Consider the following 21,171-nt stretch of genomic DNA (forward strand, 5'->3'; position numbering starts at 1 on the left):
TTCTCCAAAATACTGGCGACTCATAAAGAGTCTGTTTCTAACAGGGTATTGAGCCTGTGTGACAAGTTCTCAACGGTAATACCCAAATACTTGAATGCCTGTGCGGCCGGGGCTGAAACGCCAAAACGGTCAATGCCGATAATCACGCCATCCAGGCCGGTAAAACGAGACCAGTCCGAGGTCGCGGCCGCTTCAATGGCAATGCGTTTACGGACAGTCTTGGGCAACACTTGTTCCTGATAAGCAGCCTCTTCGGCAAGGAAACGCTCACAGCAGGGCATGGAGACCACTCTGACGCGATGACCCTGGCTGTTCGCCTGGGCGGCTGCGGCTACAGCCAATTGGACTTCAGAACCTGTCGCTATAATTATAGCCTGAGGCTCTCCCTCGCAATCCATGAGAATGTACCCACCGCGGGCGATGCGATCGCGGGCGTTGTGTTGATGGGTTAGGGCCGGCAGGTTCTGACGTGACAGCAGCAAAGCCGATGGACCGGTATGATGTTCAATGGCCTGCTGCCAGGCAACCGCCGTTTCCATCAGATCCGCCGGCCGCCAGACCTGCATGTTCGGGGTATTGCGAAGCATGGATGCCTGTTCGATGGGTTGATGCGTGGGACCATCCTCACCCAGACCCACCGAGTCATGGGTAAACACATAAATGACGCGCTGCTTCATTAACGCGCTTAACCGCACGGCATTGCGGGCATAGTCAGCAAAGACCAGAAAGGTTCCGCCGTAAGGAATAAAACCGCCGTGCAAGGCGAGGCCGTTCATGATGGCGGCCATGCCGAATTCGCGAACGCCGTAAAACAGGTAATTGCCATTAAACTGCGCATGGGTAATGGGGCGGCTGCTGGAGCAATCGGTGTTGTTTGAACCGGTTAAGTCTGCTGAGCCTCCCAATAATTCTGGCAGCAGTTTACTGAACTCCTCAAGGCAAAGCTGCGAGCTTTTGCGTGTAGCCAGCGCCTTGTCATTGAGGCGGCATTGCTCAATAAAGGCGTTACTGACCGAGGGCCATTGATCAGGCAAATCGCCATTGATGCGGCGCAGAAATTCAAAATAATCCTGCTCATGCTGCTGCTGGTAACTTTGGCAGCGGGCAATCCAGTCATCCTCGTCACGCTGGCCCTTTTCACTGTGATCCCAGGCGGCATAAATCGCGTCGGGAATGACGAAAGGCGGATGCGGCCAATGAAAGGTGTTGCGGGCCTGGACAATGCCGGCAGCGCCCAAGGGCGCGCCGTGTGATTTTTCGCTGCCGGCGACAGGCGAACCATAGCCAATGATCGTCTTGCAGATAATCAGGCTGGGTTTTGCCGTTTCAGCACGGGCTTCTAAAATGGCCTGTTCGATGGCGGCCTCGTCATGCCCGTCAATGGGGCCGATGACTTGCCAGTGATAGGCTTTAAAGCGCATGGCCGTGTCGTCGCGAAACCAGTTTTCGACGTTGCCATCAATGGAAATGCCATTGTCATCATAAAACACGATGAGCTTGCCAAGGCCCAGGGTGCCGGCCAGCGAACAGGCTTCATGAGAAATGCCTTCCATCAGGCAGCCATCGCCGGCAAAAGCGTACGTGTGATGATTAACCAGCTCATGTCCGGGGCGATTAAACTGGGCGGTCAGCGTCTTTTCCGCGATTGCCATGCCCACGGCATTGGCAAGCCCCTGCCCCAGAGGGCCGGTGGTGGTTTCCACACCCGGTGTATCTTCCCGTTCCGGATGTCCCGGCGTTTTTGAATGCAGTTGACGGAAATTTTTCAAGTCGTCGATACTAAGCTTATAACCGGTTAAATGCAGCAGCGAATAAAGTAACATCGAGCCGTGGCCGTTGGAGAGAACGAAGCGATCCCTGTCGAACCAGTGCGGATTTAGCGGGTTGTGCTTTAAAAATTTATGCCATAGGACATAGGCGATGTCTGCCATGCCGAGCGGCATGCCGGGATGCCCTGACTGCGCCTGTTCCACGGCGTCGATGCTTAAGAAGCGGATGGCATTGGCCAGTTCATTTGAAAAACTCATGCGCTCTCTTTAAATCGCTGATCGAAGTGCGCGTATTGTCGCTCAGAAGCCGCTAATCAGCAAGTTGCTTTCGGTGGCCTTTTGCTTAAAAAATGTGCTTAAACAGCTTGGAAGAAGTAAAAAAGCAGTTTAATCTGGCTTTTTGAGATTATTGGCCTGAATTATGCCAAGGATAAAGCTGCTTGAGGCGCACGGCAGGATGTTTTTTTATTGACGGAAATGTATTACAATGCGCAAATTTTGCAAAAATTTTACTCAATGGACAATTTTGTGACCATCACATTCGAGCAAGGTAGTGTATGACCGCACTCATGTATCGTTTGCAAACCCTGATGAAAACCCTGCCGCCATTGCCCATAGCGCATGACGCACCCTGGTCATTCAGTGACTATTTAAACCAGCAGCCTGTGTCTTTTTTCCGTCCCCTGCTAAAGAAACATCTGGTGCTGACTATTGAATACAGTGTTCTTTGCGCGCAATTGTCGTCTGATTTGCTGAGAAAAAATGCCAATCTTGAGGAAGTTACCGAACAGGTCGCGAGCGCCTTGATGATGTCGGAATTGCTGGCTCATCTTTACCGTTATTATCTGAATGTTCCACGTGAAGTCGAGCGCTTACGCAAGGATCAGCTCTTTTATCGGAAATTGCTCAAGTCTCGCGGGTATCAGTTTACCTCGCTAAGCGAACAGGTCGAACCCGATACGTTTACCCAGCAAGTACGCACCATGACCGCAAAATCCAATTGGCTCAGGCTTTTTGTTGTGCGTTCCAAGCGTTTTGTTGATGCGATTGCTCAGTTGCTTAAGCGGGCTGAAGACATTAAACCCGTCACCAAATTTGTTAATCCGGCACTCAGTTATTTATCCTGGCTGTTTTTTATTCCGCGCCTGGCCGCTAACATGCTGGTGATGGGCAAGCACTTTTATCCGAGCGATCGCTGGATGAGTAAGGAAGAGCGTGCGCTCGGTGTTTCAACCCGACTGCAATTGCATTTCCAGCGCCGCTGGTTTGAACTGGGCAATGATTCCGTCTGGCTGATTGCCGGATTACTGAATTGTTTTGTGCTGGTGGGGCCGCTCGCGCCGGTCGGAGCCTACATGACCACGGTGTTGTTTGCCTATGATATTCTGCTTGCGGCGATTCGGGCATCCATTGAGCTTGGCCGCCTTGAGCGCCTTCGCCAGGAGCATGTGCAGCGTATTGAACAGCTTGAACGGCAGGACAACCCTGCGGAAACGGATGAAGCGCGCCGCTACCTCACGCATCTCGATGCACGCATTCTTTTTGAGAAGAAACGCCTCTTGCTGAGCGTGGCCAACACAACAGTCCTGTTTTTGGCGATGGTGTTAACCGTGCCGTTTTTAGCCTCTTTCGGGCCGTTTGTGCCGCTGATTGCAGGCGCTCTGCTGGTCACCATCACCATCGCTGGTTTTCTGGCGTTCTCAGCATTGGAGAAACAACGGCCTGCTGATAAGGTGGCGCAACTGGAAGTGTCGCATGCCGCAACCCTGGTCCGCCTGGGGTTGTTTGCCCCTGACGTCCCGCAGAAGCCTTCTGAAACCCCTGAGCCTGATGTGAACGCGCTGCCGCCGCCTGAAGGACTGGTCGCCAGCTGAATCCCGTCGCCTGCCATGGAGCTAACGGATTTTCAATGCTATGCTTGCCTTATTTGCTTACGAGAGAACAGGCCATGGCAACCCCTCAATTACCCCAATTCAGTGCGATTAAGCTCGAGACCTTTCCGGCGCAGCTTGACCAATTGTTACAACACCACCTAGACCAGATTGAGCGATTGTTAAACCAGACCTCGTTCACCTGGGATAACCTCATGCACCCGCTTGAGGAAATGGACGATACCCTGGAGCAGTTATGGGCGCCTTTGGGCCACCTGCATGCGGTGGTTAATTCCAAATCATTACGCGATTGTTACCAGGCCTGTTTACCCAAACTGTCAGCCTATGATTCGGCCATCGGCCAGAACCAGCGCCTGTACGAAGCCATCCGTGCCATTGACCAAAGCGTACTCGATGAGGCGCAGCAGAAGATTTTAGACGACACGCTCCGGGATTTTGAATTGTCGGGCGTGGCCTTGTCCAGCGAGAAAAAACAACGGTTTGAAGCCATACAAACGCGCTTGTCTGAATTATCGAACCAGTTTGACAACAACGTACTGGATGCCGGACAGGCTTTCAGCCTGCACATTAGGGACGAGAAACTGCTGCAGGGCTTGCCGGAGCATGCGATGTTGACAGCGAAGGCACTGGCTCAGGAAAAGCAGATGGACGGGTGGATGCTTAATCTTGAATTTCCCTGCTATCTGGCGGTGGTGACTTACGCCGACGATCGCGGCTTGCGCGAAACATTTTATCACGCCTACGTGACCCGTGCCTCGGATGAGGGGCCTAACGCTGGCCAATTTGACAATACCGCCATCATTGACGAAATCCTGGCGCTGCGACATGAAAAAGCTGCGATGCTGGGCTTTGCCAATTACGCGGAGCTGTCGCTGGCGACCAAAATGGCGGAATCAACGGAGCAGGTGGTGGATTTTCTGCTGGATTTATCGCAGCGGGCCCGCCACCAGGCGAAAGAAGAGTTCACTGCGCTTAAGGCTTTTGCTGAGGAAGAGTACGGCATGACTGCGCTTAACTCCTGGGACATTGCCTACGTGTCTGAAAAAATGCGTAAAGCCCGCTATGATTTATCCCAGGAAGAGTTGCGGCCTTATTTTCCTGAGGACACGGTGATGAAGGGCATGTTCACCATTGTCAACCGCCTTTATGGCATGCGCATGGAAGTGATGAGCAATGTGGATGTCTGGCATGAGGACGTGAAGTGTTACCGTGTGATTGATGAGCATGATCTGACCCGCGGCTATGTGTATGTGGATTTGTATGCGCGCCAGCAAAAACGGGGCGGCGCCTGGATGGATTCGCTGCAGGGCCGGCGGCGTTTGGCCAATGGTGAAATTCAGTTGCCGATTGCCACCTTAACCTGCAATTTTGCCAAGGCCGCCGGCAACAAGATGGCCACGTTATCGCATGACGAAGTGCTGACGCTGTTTCATGAATTGGGTCATTGCCTGCATCATTTGTTAACCCGGGTCGATTACCTGGGGGCTTCGGGCATTAATGCCGTGGAATGGGATGCAGTGGAGTTGCCGAGTCAGTTTTTTGAAAACTGGTGTTGGGAAAAGGAGGCGCTTCAATTGCTGACCCGCCATGTGGAGACGCAGGAGACCTTGCCTGACAGCCTGTATGACAAGCTGTTGGCTGCGAAAAATTTCCAATCCGCCATGGGCATGATGCGCCAGCTTGAGTTCTCGCTGTTTGATTTTCGCATTCATCGCGAATACCAGGGGCATGAACCCGGTTGGGTATCCGCCATTTTGGCGGATGTTCGCGATCAGACCACGGTATTGCCGATTGCGCCATACAACCGCTTCCAGCATAGCTTTTCCCATATTTTTGCCGGCGGGTATGCGGCGGGGTATTACAGTTACAAGTGGGCGGAAGTCTTGTCCAGTGATGCCTATTCGCGGTTTGAGGAAGAGGGGATTTTTAATGAGAGCACGGGGCGTAAGTTCCTGCAGGATATCCTTGAAGTCGGCGGCTCAAAAAAAGCCCGCGACGCGTTCCACCGCTTCCGCGGCAGGGATGCTAAAATCGATGCCCTGCTGTTGCACAATGGCATTCGTTCATAGACAAAATTTTTAATCGAGGCGGGCATCCCGCTTCGATTTTATGTTATACTGTAAGTGTACAAATTGGGGGCGACCTGGCTTCGACGTGGGTTGCGAAACCTGAAGTGCATGCCGAGAATGAGATCTCTCGTAAATAAGGCTCACTAAACATAAATGCAAACGATGAAAACTTTGCTGGTGGTGCTATCGCTGCCTAATCCGCTTCGATAGTGTTACCTTGTGCGCTGCCATAAAACCAGCGTCCCGTTGACCGAGCCTGCTTGCCGGTATCGACTCAGCGGTCATAGAAGACAAGCTAGTGTCCTGGTCCATCCCGAATCAGGATTGCGAAATTCAGGGAATCGCTGCCGACCATCCTGCCTGTCGGAGGGGAAGCAGTTAAATTAATAGACAAGGCTACGCATGTAGAGCTGACGGCAGAGGATTTGCGGACGCGGGTTCGATTCCCGCCGCCTCCACCATATATACTTCTAAAATCTTCCAAAAACATCCAATAGGCCTTGATTATAAGGCTTTTTTTATTTAATCTTCTTCCCACAAATTCCAAAGAAAGCCCCCAACTTCTAGCTCTAAAGTGGGGCCTATATAGGGGCTTTTTGATCTGTAATAAATGTGAGGCCCCCATGGCGCTAACTGTTGTTCAAATTAAAGCTGCAAAACCTAAAGAAAAGCCTTATAAGCTGGCTGATGAAAGAGGTTTATACCTATTGGTTAATCCAAGTGGTTCCAAATTATGGAAGTTGAAATATCGATTTGCAGGAATTGAAAAGAAATTGTCTTTAGGTGCTTTTCCAGAAGTGAGTTTGGCTGAAGCTAGGGATAAACGCGAAGATGCAAGAAAATATCTCACTAATAATATAGATCCAGGGGTTTTAAAAAATTCCATCAAACGATCTAAGAAAGAAGCAGCAGAAAACAGCTTCGAGGCAATTGCTCGTGAATGGCACGCAAAATTCACTCCCAAGTGGACAGATGATCATGGTAAACGAATTTTAATTCGCCTAGAGCAGAATATTTTTCCATGGATAGGTAAACGTCCTATTAAGGAAGTAACTGCCCCTGAATTGCTCTCTGCATTACGTCGAGTTGAAGCAAGAGGAGCAGTAGAAACAGCTCACCGTATTTTACAAATCTGTGGTCAAGTATTTCGTTACAGTATTGTTACTGAACGTGGCGATCGTGATATTTCTGCTGATTTAAAAGGGGCACTAGCACCCGTTAAGAAAAGACATCATGCCAGTATTACTGAGCCAACTGAAGTTGGTAAATTATTACGCGCTATCAATGCATATAAGGGCTCTTTTGTTACAAAATGTGCTTTGCAGTTAGCGCCGTTATTTTTTGTACGACCTGGTGAGTTGCGTCAATCTGAGTGGGTTGAGTTTAATATAGAAAAGGCTGAATGGCGTATCCCAGCTGAAAAAATGAAAATGCGTCAAACACATATTGTGCCTTTATGTACTCAAGCAATTCATATTTTACAAGAATTGAAACCATACACCGGAGAAGGTAAATACCTATTCCCATGTATTCGTACTCCACAACGCCCTATGTCAGAGAACACTATCTTAGGAGCTTTGCGACGTTTAGGGTACACCTCTGATGAAATGACAGGCCATGGTTTTCGCAGTATGGCTTCTACTTTACTCAACGAGCAAGGTTGGAATCCTGATGCCATAGAGCGACAACTTGCTCATGCAGAAAGAAATAATATACGTGCAGCTTATAACTATGCTGAATATTTACCAGAACGTCGGCAGATGATGCAAAGCTGGGGAGATTATTTAGAGGAACTGGTTGTGAGTCGGAATGAAGTTATTCAGTTTAAAATAGGATGATTAATATGTACTCTTCAATACAATTTGCGGACATTGATGTGAAAAAGCTAACCCTACTCACAAACTATACCGAATATGAACAAAAACTATTAATTGAAGCAGCCATAAAATGTTTATTATTATTTTATATTATTTTTGATTCTGGGAAGCCAATTGTTTTAGATAATGGTGAAGTTGAACGAATCAGGCTTAATCATCCCGAAGGAGTTTATCTGAATTTTCAGAATACTAACGAATATGAAGATAATATCCAAAATAAAATACAGTACATAGAAAAATATGGCTGGGGTTCGATGTGGATTGATTCAGAAAAAGCTGATGAATACTTAGACATGCCTAGGCCAGATAAATTATCTTATAGTTCACCCCTTATAAATATTTTATTAATAGCTGAGAAGAAATTTTGGCACAATTTCGATCCGGAGCACCCTCCGAAATCTGAAGAGATAGTTAGCTATTTAATTAATGATCATAAACTCAGTATTAAAAATGCGAAAGAAATTGATTCTATTATACGCCCTGAAGTATATAAATCTGGAGGGAATAGAAGACGCAATAAAATTTAACCTAACACCCCAATAATTCTTTAAATTTCATTGGGTTAATTGAACCTAAGAGGGCAGTTTTTAATAGTGCTCATAACCCTTTGAATCGTTACAAACTAATTTTGTTGATTTCTAATGGAGTTGTTCCTAAACACATTAAGGAGATACAAAATGCAACAGCAACAAGCAAAATCATCACGAATTTTAAGACTTCCTGATGTTGAATCCAAAACCGGCATATCCTGCTCATCAATATATTTGATGATGGCTAATAATACTTTCCCTTCCCCTATAAAATTAAGCAAAAGATCTGTTGGTTGGCTTGAAACTGAAATAGATCAATGGATAGAGAATAAAATTAGGGAAAGCCGGCATAATGGGGGAAACAAGTAATGGAATGTAAAAGCAATGCCGTCAGAATGTCTGCGAAACAACTAACGGCTAAAACAAGCGCAAATAACAACAACGATTGTAACACAGATACTTTGTTAAATGATGATGTACAGCAAGTTTGTGCACCAAGTAAAACGGCCTTATTACTTGAACTCATCAAAAATGAGGAGCTTTTTCATGATGAACAAAATAACCCATACATAACTTTTAAAAATATTGATCATTATGAAACATGGCCGTTAGATAGTGCGAAATTTAAAGAGTGGGTTTCATTTCTATTTTGGAAAAATTATAAAAAATCCATTCATGGACCGGCCTTTATTGACGCACTCTCTGTCCTGAAGGGAAAAGCTTTTTACGAAGGTTCTCGTTGTAAGATATTCACTAGAGTTGGTTATTTAGATGGGAAAATATATATCAACCTTGCTAATAAACAATGGCAAGTTGTAGAAATATCAAAACATGGATGGAAATTACTAGAAAAATCGCCCATTAAATTCGTTGGTTCTCAGAATATGAGAGCATTACCAACACCCATTCCACAGAGTGGTAATTTAAATCTTCTATGGAAGCATGTAAATATTACAGTAGAATTACAACTTTTAGTTACAGCATGGCTTTTAGATGCATTATTACCAAATACCCCATATCCAGTTCTGCTGCTTACAGGCTTTCAGGGATCTGGAAAAAGCATAACACAAGACAGGCTTAGAGAACTAATTGATCCAAGTTCTTCAAATTTACGTAACCCTCCAAAAAATTCTGATGACATTATTACAGCAGCTCAGAATAATTATCTTGTTTCATATAATAATGTGAGCAAATTAACAGCCGAAAATCAGGATGATATGTGCTGTTTATCTACTGGGGGCGGTTTTGCTAAAAGACGATTATATACAACTGGTGAAGAAGTTGTTCTTGATATAAAAAGACCAATAATCATGAACGGTATCGGTGACTTAATTAATAGACAGGATTTACTGGATCGAACTATCGCCATAGCGTTACCAATAATTAATACAGCAGGCAGAAAATCAGATGTTGAGTTAGATGCCGCATTCAATCATGAGCTTCCACAAATCTTTACTGGCTTGCTGGATTTATTAGTAAAAGTTTTATCCTATATTCCTAGTGTCAACCTTCGAGAAAAACCAAGAATGGCAAGTTTTGCTATCTTAGGGAAAGCCTTAGAACTGTCTCTCAACTTACCAGATGGCAGTTTTGAAAATACCTATAGATCAAACCTTCAAGAAAGTATGTTGAGTGCATTAGATAGTTCTTCTGTTGCAGTTGCTGTTATGAATTTCATCAAAAAAGAGCAGCATTATAAAGGAACCTATGCAAATCTACTGGAAGTATTACATTGGTATCAGCCGTGGTCACAAGGATGGCCTAAGTCACCTAAAGGTTTGTCCAATGCTCTAAAACGATTGGCACCTGCATTAGCCATCACAGGGCTTAGGATGGTCTTTGAGGAAAAACCACGTAATGATGGTTATCATATCGAAATATTCAGTTTGTAGAAGATTAAAATAATATATTTTAAGTTCACTATGTACACTGCGGTTAACTTAGTGAACTTAAAAACGAATAAAAAAATATTTCTCTGTAAAATACAGACAATAAACAGGAGCCATTATGAAATTTCAGCCAGGAAAAAGTGGTAATCCATCTGGAAGACCTGTGGGGGCATTAAATAAACAAACTCAAATGTTAAAATTATTAGAACCAAAAGCAGAAGAACTTATTAATAAAATGGTTGAAATGGCACTAGAAGGTGATGCAACAGCTCTAAAACTATGTATTGAAAGATTATTGCCAAAGGCTGTTCATAAACATATCCAATTTGAATTACCCGTTTATGAAGAAGCTAATTCAATAACTAACGTAACCGAAGTATTAAACCAAATACTAGCAGGCAATCTTTTACCTGATGATGGCTTTAAAATAATCAAATTAATTGAACAGCAGGATAGGCGAGTGGCTGTTGGCGGTTTGCCAATTTTTTCTTTACCTTAATATAAAAGGGAAATTTGACTGTGTTAGTAAAAGAGATCTAGGTAGATTTAAATGTCATCTAAGGTAGTGTTCAAAAACTGTGTCATCTCTAAAAAATTGATATAATTTGTACAATTTTGTAGAGGTGACAATGAATAAGAATAAAAAAATAGATTTAGCGAATTTTGATTTCAATGATTTCAAAGCAGATGCGATATCTCAATTAAAATCAGGTCAATCCTTGACGGGTAAAGACGGGATATTAACGCCGTTAATCAAAGAACTATTAGAAGCTGCTTTGGAAGGTGAAATGGACACGCATATGGAAGCGTGCCATGAAACCGGACTTACGAATCGACGCAATGGCAAAACGACCAAGACCATACAATCCACTTCCGGTGTTTTTGATTTAGAGACACCAAGAGATAGAGACGGTAGTTTTGAGCCAGAAATTGTCAAGAAGCGTCAAACTGTATTGAATGAATCCCTAGATAACAAAGTTTTAGCCTTATATGCCCTGGGTATGAGCTACGAAGCCATAAGTGAACACCTAGCCGAGATGTATGGTTTAGAAGTATCGTCAGCTAAAATCAGCCTTATCACAGATAAATTACTTCCTATGATTACCGAATGGCGCAATCGGTCTTTGGAGTCTGTATATCCTATTGCTTTTTTAGATGCCATGCATTTTAAAGTACGTGTCGAGGGAAAGTGACTAGCAAAGCGTTTTATACAGTTCTTGCAGTAACACCGGAGGGGCGGAAGGATATTTTAGGTCTTTATTTATCTGAAAATGAGGGGGCTCGCTTCTGGCTTGGTGTTCTAAATGACCTCAAAGCCCGTGGCGTAGAGGATATCCTCATTGCAAGCATTGATGGGCTTAAAGGGTTTCCTGAGGCGATTGCTGAGGTGTTTCCTAAAACCGAAGTGCAGCTTTGTGTGGTTCATCAAATTCGCAACTCCCTAAAGTATGTAGTCAGTAAAGACCAGAAAGCGTTCATGGCCGATTTAAAGCTTGTGTACAGAGCAACCAGCAAAGAGCTAGCCGAGCATCACTTAATAGAGTTAGAGATAAAATGGGGCAAAAATACCCCGCTGTATTGAAGTCATGGAATAATAACTGGGAGGCTCTATCCCAATATTTTAAATACCCAGAAGAACTCAGGCGCATTATTTATACTACTAACATTGTGGAAGGCTTTCATCGACAAATCCGCAAATACACTAAAAATAAAGCCGCTTTCACCAGTGAAAACGCCCTTATTAAGCTCATTTATTGTGCTTGAAAGTGCTGGAAAAATGGAATCAGCCCATGCACAATTGGGCGCTTATCATTTCCCAGTTACACATCTATTTTGAAGATAGATTAAATATAGGGCTTAGATAACTAGCGAGGTGACACAGTTAGATGAACACTCTCTCATCTAAAGTTGATGCATTTAATAATTTATTTCTAAGAGTATATCTATGATTTTGAGGTGCTTTTACTTTGCCATTTTTATTTAGCGGAATAGTATTAATTTCTTCTATCTTTTCAAAATTTATAAGCCATTTCCCAGTTTTCCCCAAGGCTAAATAGATTTTATCGTTGCTAGGTGAGTAATAGCTGAAATGGGTGACACACGATAGCAAGCAATGTATTTTATTCTTTCTCTCATAGAACTTTCCAATCGCAGTCCATAATACCGACTTTCAGTTAAAAAATTATGAAACCATTGTTCTCTAATGGGAACGACGATAGTGTCAATTTCTAATGGATTAATATTTTTAACTCGAACCACACCATTATTATCTTCAATAACATTTTGTAGAAATGGGCTGAAATGATAAATATAATCGTTATCAACGCTCTTATAACGAGCTAAGTAAAGAACATCAACATCTATGTTAAGCTTAGGAATAACAAAATTTTCTAAAGCAATATGTTCTTCATCAATGATTATAAGAACGGAAAGAAGATTTTCTATCAGGCAATCAAGGAAATGGTCAAAATTTCTATAGTTATGTAAAGAGATGTAATTTTCACATATATTTTTTAAATCAAAATTTTTATTTAGTTCTTCAAATAAAATGTTCCTGATTTTTCTCGGATCAGCATCAAATGAAGCAAAAATCCCATAATTTGTGCGCCAATATGCTTAAATGCATCATGTCTACTTAACTCATTTTCAACAAAATATAATCGAGGAGTATTATTATTTAGATCCACTAAATACCCATCAGGGATGTTCCCATGAACTCCCTTTTTACCAATTTTTTTCTTTATATCCAGATAGAAACGATTATTCCCAAAAAGCTCAAATTTAACATTGTTAATTGCTTGTTCAAGCTTTGCTTCGTTTGCAAAGGGATCTAAATGATACAGACCATTATTTGTAGAAATGGTATTCATACATGCCTCTATATGTTTTTATAACAATTGATACTTATAGTCCGTGGTTCTATAAGTATACCACTTATATTCTAATTGGATGAATAAAAAACATCCTTCTCTAACTAAACTAGGCAGCAGAATACGAGAGCTTCGTAAAGCCCAGGGATTCTCTCAAGAGACATTTGCCGCCGAAGTGGGGTTAGATAGAACATATATGGGTAGTGTTGAGCGCGGTGAGCGAAACATTGCGACATTAAATCTTATACGTATTGCTAAATGTTTGAAAGTTGAGGTGGGGGAGCTATTTCCAGCTATAAAAAGTCTTCATGTTGATTAAGTGTCGAACCTCAAAATTATTATATCGTTATTAGTAGTTATATTGTCTATCTATTATCCCTCATCAGTTTTTCGATTCTCCGGCTCTAACAGTCTTCAATGCGATGGTCATATTATTCAAACAAGCTCTGTTGGGAGAGCACCAAAGGACTCCAACAACTATAAAAATATTTAACTATACTTATAGAACAAAAAATACCTAGAATATTTATGAAAATAAAAACTTGGAGTGATATAAAGGACAAATATACTGATACCTTAATATTGGGGAATGGTGCCAGTATAGCTGTCTGTCATAAATTCAAATATACTTCCCTTCATGAGGAGGCTTTTAAGCAGAAATTATTAAACTCCGAAACAAAATCAATATTCGATTCTTTTCAAACTAACGATTTTGAAAAAGTTTTACATGTTTTAACACAAGCTCAAACAATAAATAAGATTTTAAAAATAAATAACAAAAAATAACAAAATCTTATGAATCAATTAGAAATTTATTAATTAATACGCTTAGAGATATACATCCTACATTTAATAATATTGAAATAGACAATTTTGAAAAATTTCGCATTTTATTAAAAATTTCCGAACCATTATAAGCTTAAATTATGATTTGATTCTTTATTGGACAATGTTTCATATAAATTGTCGAAACAGGGGATATGGAATTCTTCGAGTACCTTATGTACAAAAAAATATACATGAAATAAGAAAAAAATTGCATTATAAAAATGGGATCGTATTTCGAAATAATAGTTTCTTTTATTTTTCCCCTAATGGAAAGTTTGAGAAAATTAAAAATAATTTCGATTATTTACAAGAGCTTTTTTTGAAATGGATGAAAATATTTTTAGGATTTCTACAGATGAGGAAACTGATAAGTTAAATGTGATTACTGGTAAGTCAATTTTAAAATACTCTGAAAATATAATTAAAGATGGTTTTATTTGCAAAGGAGAAAGAGGAAATTTATTTAATTATGATTATGAGTTTTTAAGAAAGCCATATAAATCGACCTCACCCCCGACCTTAGTTTTTTATCTTCATGGCAATATCTCTCTTGCAAAATATATTAATAAAAATTTAGATGAATCCGAAATAAAGTTGTCCTCCACTAAGCTTTCACAGCTTGGTACGATATATGTTCAGTGGAAGTTAGGAAGTTGTTCTCCTTTATTTGTATGTGAAGGAACAAAAGAAAAAAATTGGCTCAATTGAAAATAGCGCCTACTTGAATACTGTTTATAATAATGCATTCAATGATATAGATGAGTCTATAACTATTTATGGATGGAATTTTAATGACAATGATGATCATGTTTTAGAAAGAATTAAAAGGAGGAAATGGGAATCTAAAAAATTGGAACGTATTGCTGTTTTTCGGGATGGAAAAGAAAATGAATTTATAGACAAAGTGGAAAAGAAACTTAATAAATTTATTGGAAAAAATGTAGTTATAGAATTTTATGATGCTGGTAGTAAAGATGCCTGGAATAATTAGATTGAAATCTAAAATTTAATTCACAGCATGCAACTTTGAACATTATGAGCAATGAATAATTCACGTAATTTAATTACTCATTTGCATTACGAAATACAACATCTACTTCTATAGGTGTAATTATTATGCAATTCGTTAGAAATGGACCAGAAGTTCCAGACAGGTTATTACAAACACATGAAGACGGCAAAGTAGTTTTTTTTTGTGGGGCAGGCATATCATACCCAGCAAAACTTCCTGGTTTTGGGGGGTTAGTAAATAAAATTTATGAATTTTTAGGTGAAATGCCAAATGATATTGAAAAAACGGCGATTAAGGCAGGGCAGTTTGATACTGCAATAGGGTTACTTGAAGCTAGAATCGTAGGGGGACGGAATGAAGTTCGTCGAACCCTCATTGATGTGCTTAATCCCGATCTGGAATCTAAAAATGCGTTAGAAACCCACGCATCATTACTGACATTAGCCCATTGCCATAAAAATGGATATGCACGGTTAATTACAACTAACTTTGATCATATTTTTGAAGAAATTATCGAGAAAGAAAGTATGAGTATTGAAAGATATCAAGCTCCATTACTTCCTGTTCCTAAAAACCGTTGGAATGGCCTTGTTTACTTACATGGTTTGCTACTGCGTGAAATTAAAGATAGGGCTAATAATCATCTGGTTCTTTCTAGTGGTGATTTTGGTCTGGCATATCTAAATGAACGATGGGCTGCCCGTTTTATTAGTGAATTATTTCGAAACTATACGATTTGTTTCGTTGGGTACAGCATTAACGATCCTATACTTCGTTACATGATGGATGCTCTTGCAGCTGACCGCTTATTAGGTGAATCAACATTAGAGATGTTTGCTTTTGGAAGTTATTCTAGAGGTAAGAGAGAAGAGGCGGCTAAAGAATGGAAAGCAAAAAATGTTACTCCCATCCTTTATCAAGAGCATAATAATCATCTTTATTTACACAAAACAATTCGAGCGTGGGCAAAAACTTATAGAGATGGAGTAAATGGTAAAGAGCGCATAATTGTTGAGCATGCAATAACAAGACCTCAAACAAGTACTTTGGAAGATAATTTCGTTGGGCGAGGGATCTGTAAATAATTTTGTGTAATTAGTCATAGCATATAATCTGTCGGCACTGGATAGTGCTGACAAATATGATGAGAACAACTATGACTGAAGATATAGATGAATTGGCAAAAGAGATAGCCAGAAATTGCAAAACACCTGAAGATTTCACCGAGTTTTTCAAACAATTAAAAAGACGAGGATTGGAAGCTGCTCTAGCCGGCGAGCTTACTGCACATCTGGGCTATGAAAAGCATGATAAAGGTGAATCACGCAAAGATAATTCTCGAAACGGTTACAGCAAAAAGAAAATTCATGTCAGTGAAGGTGAAATGGAAATTGCCGTACCTCGGGACCGCGCGGGCTCGTTCGAGCCGCAACTCATTCCCAAGCATGCCACTCGCTTTGACGGTCTTGATGAGAAAATTATTTCCTTTTATTCTCGTGGATTAAGCACCCGTGATATCCAGTCAGAGCTGGAAGAAATTTATGGGACTACCATTTCCCCAACGTTAATTTCCAATGTTACAGATGCTGTTTTGGCTGATGTGCGAGCCTGGCAATCAAGGCCTCTGGATAGCTGCTTTCCCATTGTTTATCTGGATTGTCTGGTGGTCAAGGTAAAGACGGATAAAGGCATTACCAATAAAGCCGTGTATTTGGCACTGGGTGTAAATACCCAAGGACATAAAGAACTACTTGGCATGTGGATTAGTCAAAATGAGGGCGCAAAATTCTGGCTTAATGTGCTGACTGATTTAAAAAACAGAGGTCTGGATGAGATATTTATTGCCTGTGTTGACGGCTTGACTGGTTTCCCGGAAGCCATCGAAACGGTCTACCCTTACGCCAAAGTTCAGCTTTGTATTGTCCATAAAATCCGCCAATCCCTGTCTTATGTGAGCTGGAAAGACCGCAAAATACTTGCCGCTGATTTAAAAAGCATCTACAGTGCAAATACGCTCATTGAGGCTGAAATGGCACTGGATGCTTTCTCTGCCAAATGGGATGACCAGTATCCGTCTATCAGCATCTCCTGGCGCAGGGATTGGGAACGGGTCATTCCTTTGTTTGATTATCCGGCGGATATTCGACGGGCGATTTATACCACCAATGCGATTGAGTCATTGAATATGACCTTACGGAAAGTAATAAAAAACAAACGCATGTTTCCTTCTGATGAAGCCGTTTTTAAATTGCTCTATTTGGCAATTGAACGAATTTCTCAAAAGTGGACCATGCCGATTCATAACTGGAAACCAGCTATGAATCGCTTCATGATCGAATTCGGCGATAGAGTTACCGGATAACAGGACGGCTAGTTACACAGAATTCCGGACAGACTCTGGGCGAGTTTTATGGGCATTATCAGACCCCTCGGGATTGCCTGCAAGACGATTTGCTGGTGATAAGTTTTCTGATCCGGCACCTTCATTAGATTGGTTAGATATATTTCATGAAAATCGTTTTACTAATTCAGATTTGTTGCAGTTTGGTGTATCTCATTTGCTAAAACAAGATGAAAAGATTACGTTTAGTTTCTTAAATCGTCCTGTACCAAATAAGTGCGTTCCATACATGAGCTTGATAGAAAATAGTTCTGTAGTTAAAAATCTGGATGATATTATGCGCAACCTATCACCCTGGTTTGTGCGGCATTTAAATGATCCCAAACTACTTCTATGGTTTGCTAACCAAGGTGGTAAGTTAAACTATTTTTTAATTAATCTCATTGAGAAAGAACTTGAATATTATAAAAGTCTTGAGGGTAATGAGAAAAAGGAAGAAATTGCACTAATTCTTAGACACTCAAAAAATGCAATACCCTCACCTATAATGCGCAAATATTGGCAACTATTATTAACTGGACGGATTGATTCAACTCAAAATAATTTTGAACTTTATCAGTGGGTGACTCAATTTAAACAGGATGGTTTAACAGTAGCTCTGAAAATGAAATTACGCGAACTACTATCTCCAAAAATATCTTTAAGAAAATTTGTCTCTACCAGACAAGAGATCGGCAATTCATCCCCTGAGTCGCTCATAGATTGGGAGTTACGACTTACTAGTGATCATGTGCATTCTGCATTAGGCGAGTTATCAAAAGAAGCCAGCTGGAAAGATGCTTTACCCCAACTACTAGACGATTTTACAATGCTACTGCGAGATGCAATTGATTTGAAAGCAGAACTAGGTAAAGCGAATGAATTGGCTGATATGACCTATAGCGCTCAACCATCAATAAGCGAACATCCTCAAAATCGCAAATTTGATGATTGGACAACATTAATTGAACTTATCAGAGATGCTTGGCTAGTAACATCAGTTCGTAATCCAGAACAAGCTTTACTTGTAGCTAAAAAATGGCAGTTTTATCCATATCCAATATTTCGTCGCTTAATGTTCTTTGCAGCTGCTCAGAAAAGCATTATTTCCTCATCAAATGGTTTAGAGTTGCTTTTATCTGATAATTGCCGATGGTTATGGTCAACTGAGACTAAACGAGAAGCTATACGCTTAATTGTAGCTTTGGGCTCCCATTTAACAAGAGATGATTTGCTCAATTTGGAACAAGCGATTATAAAAGGCCCACCAAATGAATTATTCGAAGGGGTTGTTGAATTGGATCGCCTGGAACAGATCAAAGACCATATGATTTGGTTGCGTTTGGCTAAGCTTAAAATGAACAACATAGAGCTGAGCGAAGAGGCTTCAACAAAATTAGAAACAATACAAACTACTTATCCTCTGTGGTCAATTGCCGCAGAAGAGCGTGATGAGTTTCCAGTTTGGATGGGAAATGGAGAAGAACTTCAGAGTTTCAAACAAACACCTAAAAGCCGCAAAGAGCTTGCAGAATGGTTGAAACAAAATCCTGGTGATGATTGGAGAAATGAGGATGACTGGCAACAACGGTGCCAAAATGATTTTTCAACAGTAGCAACATCCTTGTGCATACTTGGTAAAGAAGGTTTTTGGCCTTTGAAGCGTTGGCAACAAGCGTTGCAAATATGGTCCGATGATAAATACACCGCCCATTCATGGCGTTATATAGCTCCTATTCTTATTAAGATTCCTAACAATATATTGCCCGAACTTTCTCATGCATTAGGATATTGGATAAAATCTGTAGCTAAATTCTCGGTAACGCATCATGAAGAAATATTTTTTAATTTCTGCAATCAAATATTAAATTTAGATTACCCTGAAACAAAATTTGATGACCCAGTAATGATGGCAATCAATCATCCCGTGGGATATGTTACTCAAGCAATACTTAACAGGTGGTTTGTACGTAAACTCGAAGATGGTCAGAAACTTCCAACAAACATTAATACAATATTCACAGAACTTTGCGACATTACAATTGAGAAATTTCGATTGGCACGTGTATTACTTGCCGCAAATGCAATTACACTTTTTCGTGTCGATCCTGACTGGTCATTTAATCATTTGCTAAATATATTCAACTGGGAAATCTCTAAAATAGAGGCTCGGATGGTATGGGAAGGATTTCTTTGGACCCCTCGTTTATATTATCCATTTCTTGAGGCCATAAAGCCTCATTTATTAAAAACAGCAACCTTTTATGAGATATTAGGAAAAAACAGTAAACAACAATATGTTGCTTTTATTACGCACATTTCACTTAATCGCGGTGAAACTTTTAACTACAGTGAACTAAAAGATATTTATCATATTTTACCATCAGATGGCTTAGACATAACGGCGGAAGTTTTGGCCCGAGCTCAAGAATCTGCGGCTGATCAACGAGAAGAGCATTGGGACAATCGTATTCTACCTTTCTGGCGAAATATATGGCCAAAGTCTCTTGAGGTCGTGTCTGATAATATCTCGAAAGAATTAATACGCCTATGTATCGCAAGTGGTAATCGATTTCCAAGTGCACTTAAGCTTTTGCTCCCTTGGATAAGTTACAAACAAAATATAATAAACGATTTACATCTACTACATAGTTTAAATCACTGTTCTAATTTTCCTGAAGAAGCTCTTATTTTATTAGATAAAATTACTTACGATTCACCGTGGATTTCCGATAAGTTAAACGATTGTTTAAGAGAGATTGAAAGTGCAAATCCTGAATTAACGAAGACCCCCAAATTCATTAGACTCCATCAAATTTGGAAAAAACACCACCCGGTCAAATAATTAATGTGTTGGCAAGAAACCTCGGGATCATCGAAGCCAGAGGATCAAGACCCTTGGATATTACGGTCTATCAACTTAATATGGTGGACTGCTGCTAACCATTTTCCTGACGTCGGCAAAATGGATCAGGAATAAAATCCCAGCCTATTGCCAAAATTCTTGCTGTGCCCATTCAGTGGGAAACCCCATATCTCGAATGGTTATGTAATTAGAATTTGGGAAAGACTGCATCAATTCCACGACACGCTTTTGCCAGGTCGAACGCGGGCAAATTATTTTCATGTAATGTGCTAAAATACATAGCACGATATATACCCTAGATGTCATATTTGTGTTGCCAATAAATGAATCGAAAGCAGGCATTGTCCCTGCTTTTGCAAGTTTAGGTTGGTCGATTAAGTTTCTATTCCATAAACGACTATGATGTGCAACTACATTTCGGACGTAATTTAATGTGCGCAACCAACTTTCCATGACCTGCCAATCAGGAATGTTGTACTTTTGTGCAATTACGGTTTTATCTTTTACCGCCATGCCTTTATAAAATACAGACAAAAGGCCGAAGTCCCACAGCTCTATAGCAACCCATATAGGTAATGGCAAGCCGTATTTCTCTTTGTAATGTTCTACAAAATCTTCTTTGGAGCGTTTTATCAATTGTTCGTGTTTAGAAAGCCATTCTTCATATTTTGTTTTACCAGTTTTGGGATCAATTTTTTTAGTGAAATGCCCGTGTAATAAATCGGGGTTAGTGTAAGCAAATGGATCCGTTTCTCCAAGAAGATAGGCTATGTCTACTCTGAAGGCGACTTCTATTCTCTCAATAGCATCCAGTATCAGTAAACGTAGTTTTTTATCGAAAACATATAAAGCAACTACATCTTGGAAATGTGCATCCTGTACAAATTCATCAGAACGCCGTGGCCTTACCAATTTTGTTTCAGTTAGAGGAAGTAATTTGCGAAGGGGATACCAGTAGCCACTTAAGCGATAGTAGCCTAAACGACGAAGGTATTCCAATGCTACGCTGTCATTGGTAACTTCTAAACCACGAGATTTCAATAGTTCGAGTTGATCTTCAAATGTTAGGTGAGGTTTGTTATAACGTGGCATCTTGCTACTTATACAAAAAAGAAAACCCACTCGTACATTTTGCAATGAAGAGGAGCAGGCCGTGTTATATATAGTATAACACTATTTTTAAGAGAGA

Annotated in this window: 16 protein-coding genes, 1 other RNA gene and 2 pseudogenes; 16 read left to right on the plus strand and 3 right to left on the minus strand. The window is 40.9% G+C overall.

Annotated features, from left to right (window positions below):
* Positions 1–20: 20 nt before the first annotated feature.
* Positions 21–2,027 carry a transketolase gene (tkt, locus tag GH742_RS00885; RefSeq protein ID WP_203455744.1) on the minus strand — a complete coding sequence of 669 codons (2,007 nt, stop codon included), beginning with the start codon at positions 2,025–2,027 and terminating at the stop codon, positions 21–23.
* Positions 2,028–2,326: 299 nt separating this feature from the next.
* Here tkt and GH742_RS00890 point away from each other — a divergent pair, with 299 nt between their 5' ends.
* From GH742_RS00890 to GH742_RS00930, 9 genes and pseudogenes are all read left to right on the plus strand, one after another.
* Positions 2,327–3,643: a hypothetical protein gene (locus GH742_RS00890; protein WP_203455745.1), complete on the plus strand. Its 1,317-nt coding sequence runs from the start codon at positions 2,327–2,329 to the stop codon at positions 3,641–3,643.
* Between the two features lie 74 nt (positions 3,644–3,717).
* Positions 3,718–5,730, plus strand: a complete 2,013-nt coding sequence (locus GH742_RS00895) for a M3 family metallopeptidase (protein WP_203455746.1) — start codon at positions 3,718–3,720, stop codon at positions 5,728–5,730.
* A 65-nt stretch (positions 5,731–5,795) separates the two neighbouring features.
* Positions 5,796–6,191: a transfer-messenger RNA gene (gene ssrA, locus GH742_RS00900) on the plus strand.
* 162 nt (positions 6,192–6,353) lie between these two features.
* Positions 6,354–7,568, plus strand: a complete 1,215-nt coding sequence (locus GH742_RS00905) for an integrase arm-type DNA-binding domain-containing protein (RefSeq protein WP_203455747.1) — start codon at positions 6,354–6,356, stop codon at positions 7,566–7,568.
* 38 nt (positions 7,569–7,606) lie between these two features.
* Positions 7,607–8,134, plus strand: a complete 528-nt coding sequence (locus GH742_RS00910) for a hypothetical protein (protein WP_203455748.1) — start codon at positions 7,607–7,609, stop codon at positions 8,132–8,134.
* 150 nt (positions 8,135–8,284) lie between these two features.
* Positions 8,285–8,506, plus strand: a complete 222-nt coding sequence (locus tag GH742_RS00915) for an AlpA family transcriptional regulator (protein ID WP_203455749.1) — start codon at positions 8,285–8,287, stop codon at positions 8,504–8,506.
* Positions 8,506–10,029, plus strand: a complete 1,524-nt coding sequence (locus tag GH742_RS00920) for a hypothetical protein (protein WP_203455750.1) — start codon at positions 8,506–8,508, stop codon at positions 10,027–10,029. Before GH742_RS00915 ends, GH742_RS00920 begins: the two co-directional genes overlap by 1 nt.
* A gap of 115 nt (positions 10,030–10,144) precedes the next feature.
* Complete coding sequence (locus GH742_RS00925) at positions 10,145–10,525, plus strand: DUF5681 domain-containing protein (RefSeq protein WP_203455751.1); 381 nt, start codon at positions 10,145–10,147, stop codon at positions 10,523–10,525.
* Positions 10,526–10,655: 130 nt separating this feature from the next.
* A pseudogene (locus GH742_RS00930) lies at positions 10,656–11,790 on the plus strand (IS256 family transposase).
* A gap of 767 nt (positions 11,791–12,557) precedes the next feature.
* Here GH742_RS00930 and GH742_RS00935 read toward each other — a convergent pair.
* Positions 12,558–12,896, minus strand: coding sequence for a hypothetical protein (locus GH742_RS00935; protein ID WP_203455752.1), 339 nt, complete (start codon positions 12,894–12,896; stop codon positions 12,558–12,560).
* A gap of 79 nt (positions 12,897–12,975) precedes the next feature.
* Between GH742_RS00935 and GH742_RS00940 the strand changes: the two genes are divergently transcribed.
* From GH742_RS00940 to GH742_RS00975, 7 genes and pseudogenes are all read left to right on the plus strand, one after another.
* Positions 12,976–13,215: a helix-turn-helix domain-containing protein gene (locus GH742_RS00940; RefSeq protein WP_203455753.1), complete on the plus strand. Its 240-nt coding sequence runs from the start codon at positions 12,976–12,978 to the stop codon at positions 13,213–13,215.
* A 209-nt stretch (positions 13,216–13,424) separates the two neighbouring features.
* On the plus strand, positions 13,425–13,682 hold the full coding sequence (locus GH742_RS15705) for a DUF4917 family protein (RefSeq protein ID WP_203455754.1): 258 nt from the start codon (positions 13,425–13,427) through the stop codon (positions 13,680–13,682).
* 127 nt (positions 13,683–13,809) lie between these two features.
* Complete coding sequence (locus GH742_RS15795) at positions 13,810–14,100, plus strand: hypothetical protein (RefSeq protein ID WP_370569536.1); 291 nt, start codon at positions 13,810–13,812, stop codon at positions 14,098–14,100.
* Positions 14,049–14,715: pseudogene (locus tag GH742_RS15800) on the plus strand (DUF4917 family protein). Before GH742_RS15795 ends, GH742_RS15800 begins: the two are co-directional and overlap by 52 nt.
* Before the next feature lie 125 nt (positions 14,716–14,840).
* Positions 14,841–15,821, plus strand: a complete 981-nt coding sequence (locus GH742_RS00965) for an SIR2 family protein (RefSeq protein ID WP_203455757.1) — start codon at positions 14,841–14,843, stop codon at positions 15,819–15,821.
* A gap of 59 nt (positions 15,822–15,880) precedes the next feature.
* Positions 15,881–17,098 (plus strand): IS256 family transposase, encoded by a 1,218-nt coding sequence (locus GH742_RS00970; RefSeq protein WP_370569537.1) that lies wholly within the window; start codon positions 15,881–15,883, stop codon positions 17,096–17,098.
* A 73-nt stretch (positions 17,099–17,171) separates the two neighbouring features.
* A complete protein-coding gene (locus GH742_RS00975; RefSeq protein ID WP_203455759.1) occupies positions 17,172–19,961 on the plus strand; it encodes a hypothetical protein in 2,790 nt (929 codons plus the stop codon).
* 144 nt (positions 19,962–20,105) lie between these two features.
* Here GH742_RS00975 and GH742_RS00980 read toward each other — a convergent pair whose 3' ends face one another.
* On the minus strand, positions 20,106–21,074 hold the full coding sequence (locus tag GH742_RS00980) for an Abi family protein (RefSeq protein WP_203455760.1): 969 nt from the start codon (positions 21,072–21,074) through the stop codon (positions 20,106–20,108).
* Positions 21,075–21,171: the final 97 nt, after the last annotated feature.

The organism is Legionella sp. MW5194, from assembly GCF_016864235.1.
In the GTDB taxonomy this organism is placed as follows: Bacteria; Pseudomonadota; Gammaproteobacteria; order Legionellales; family Legionellaceae; genus Legionella_C.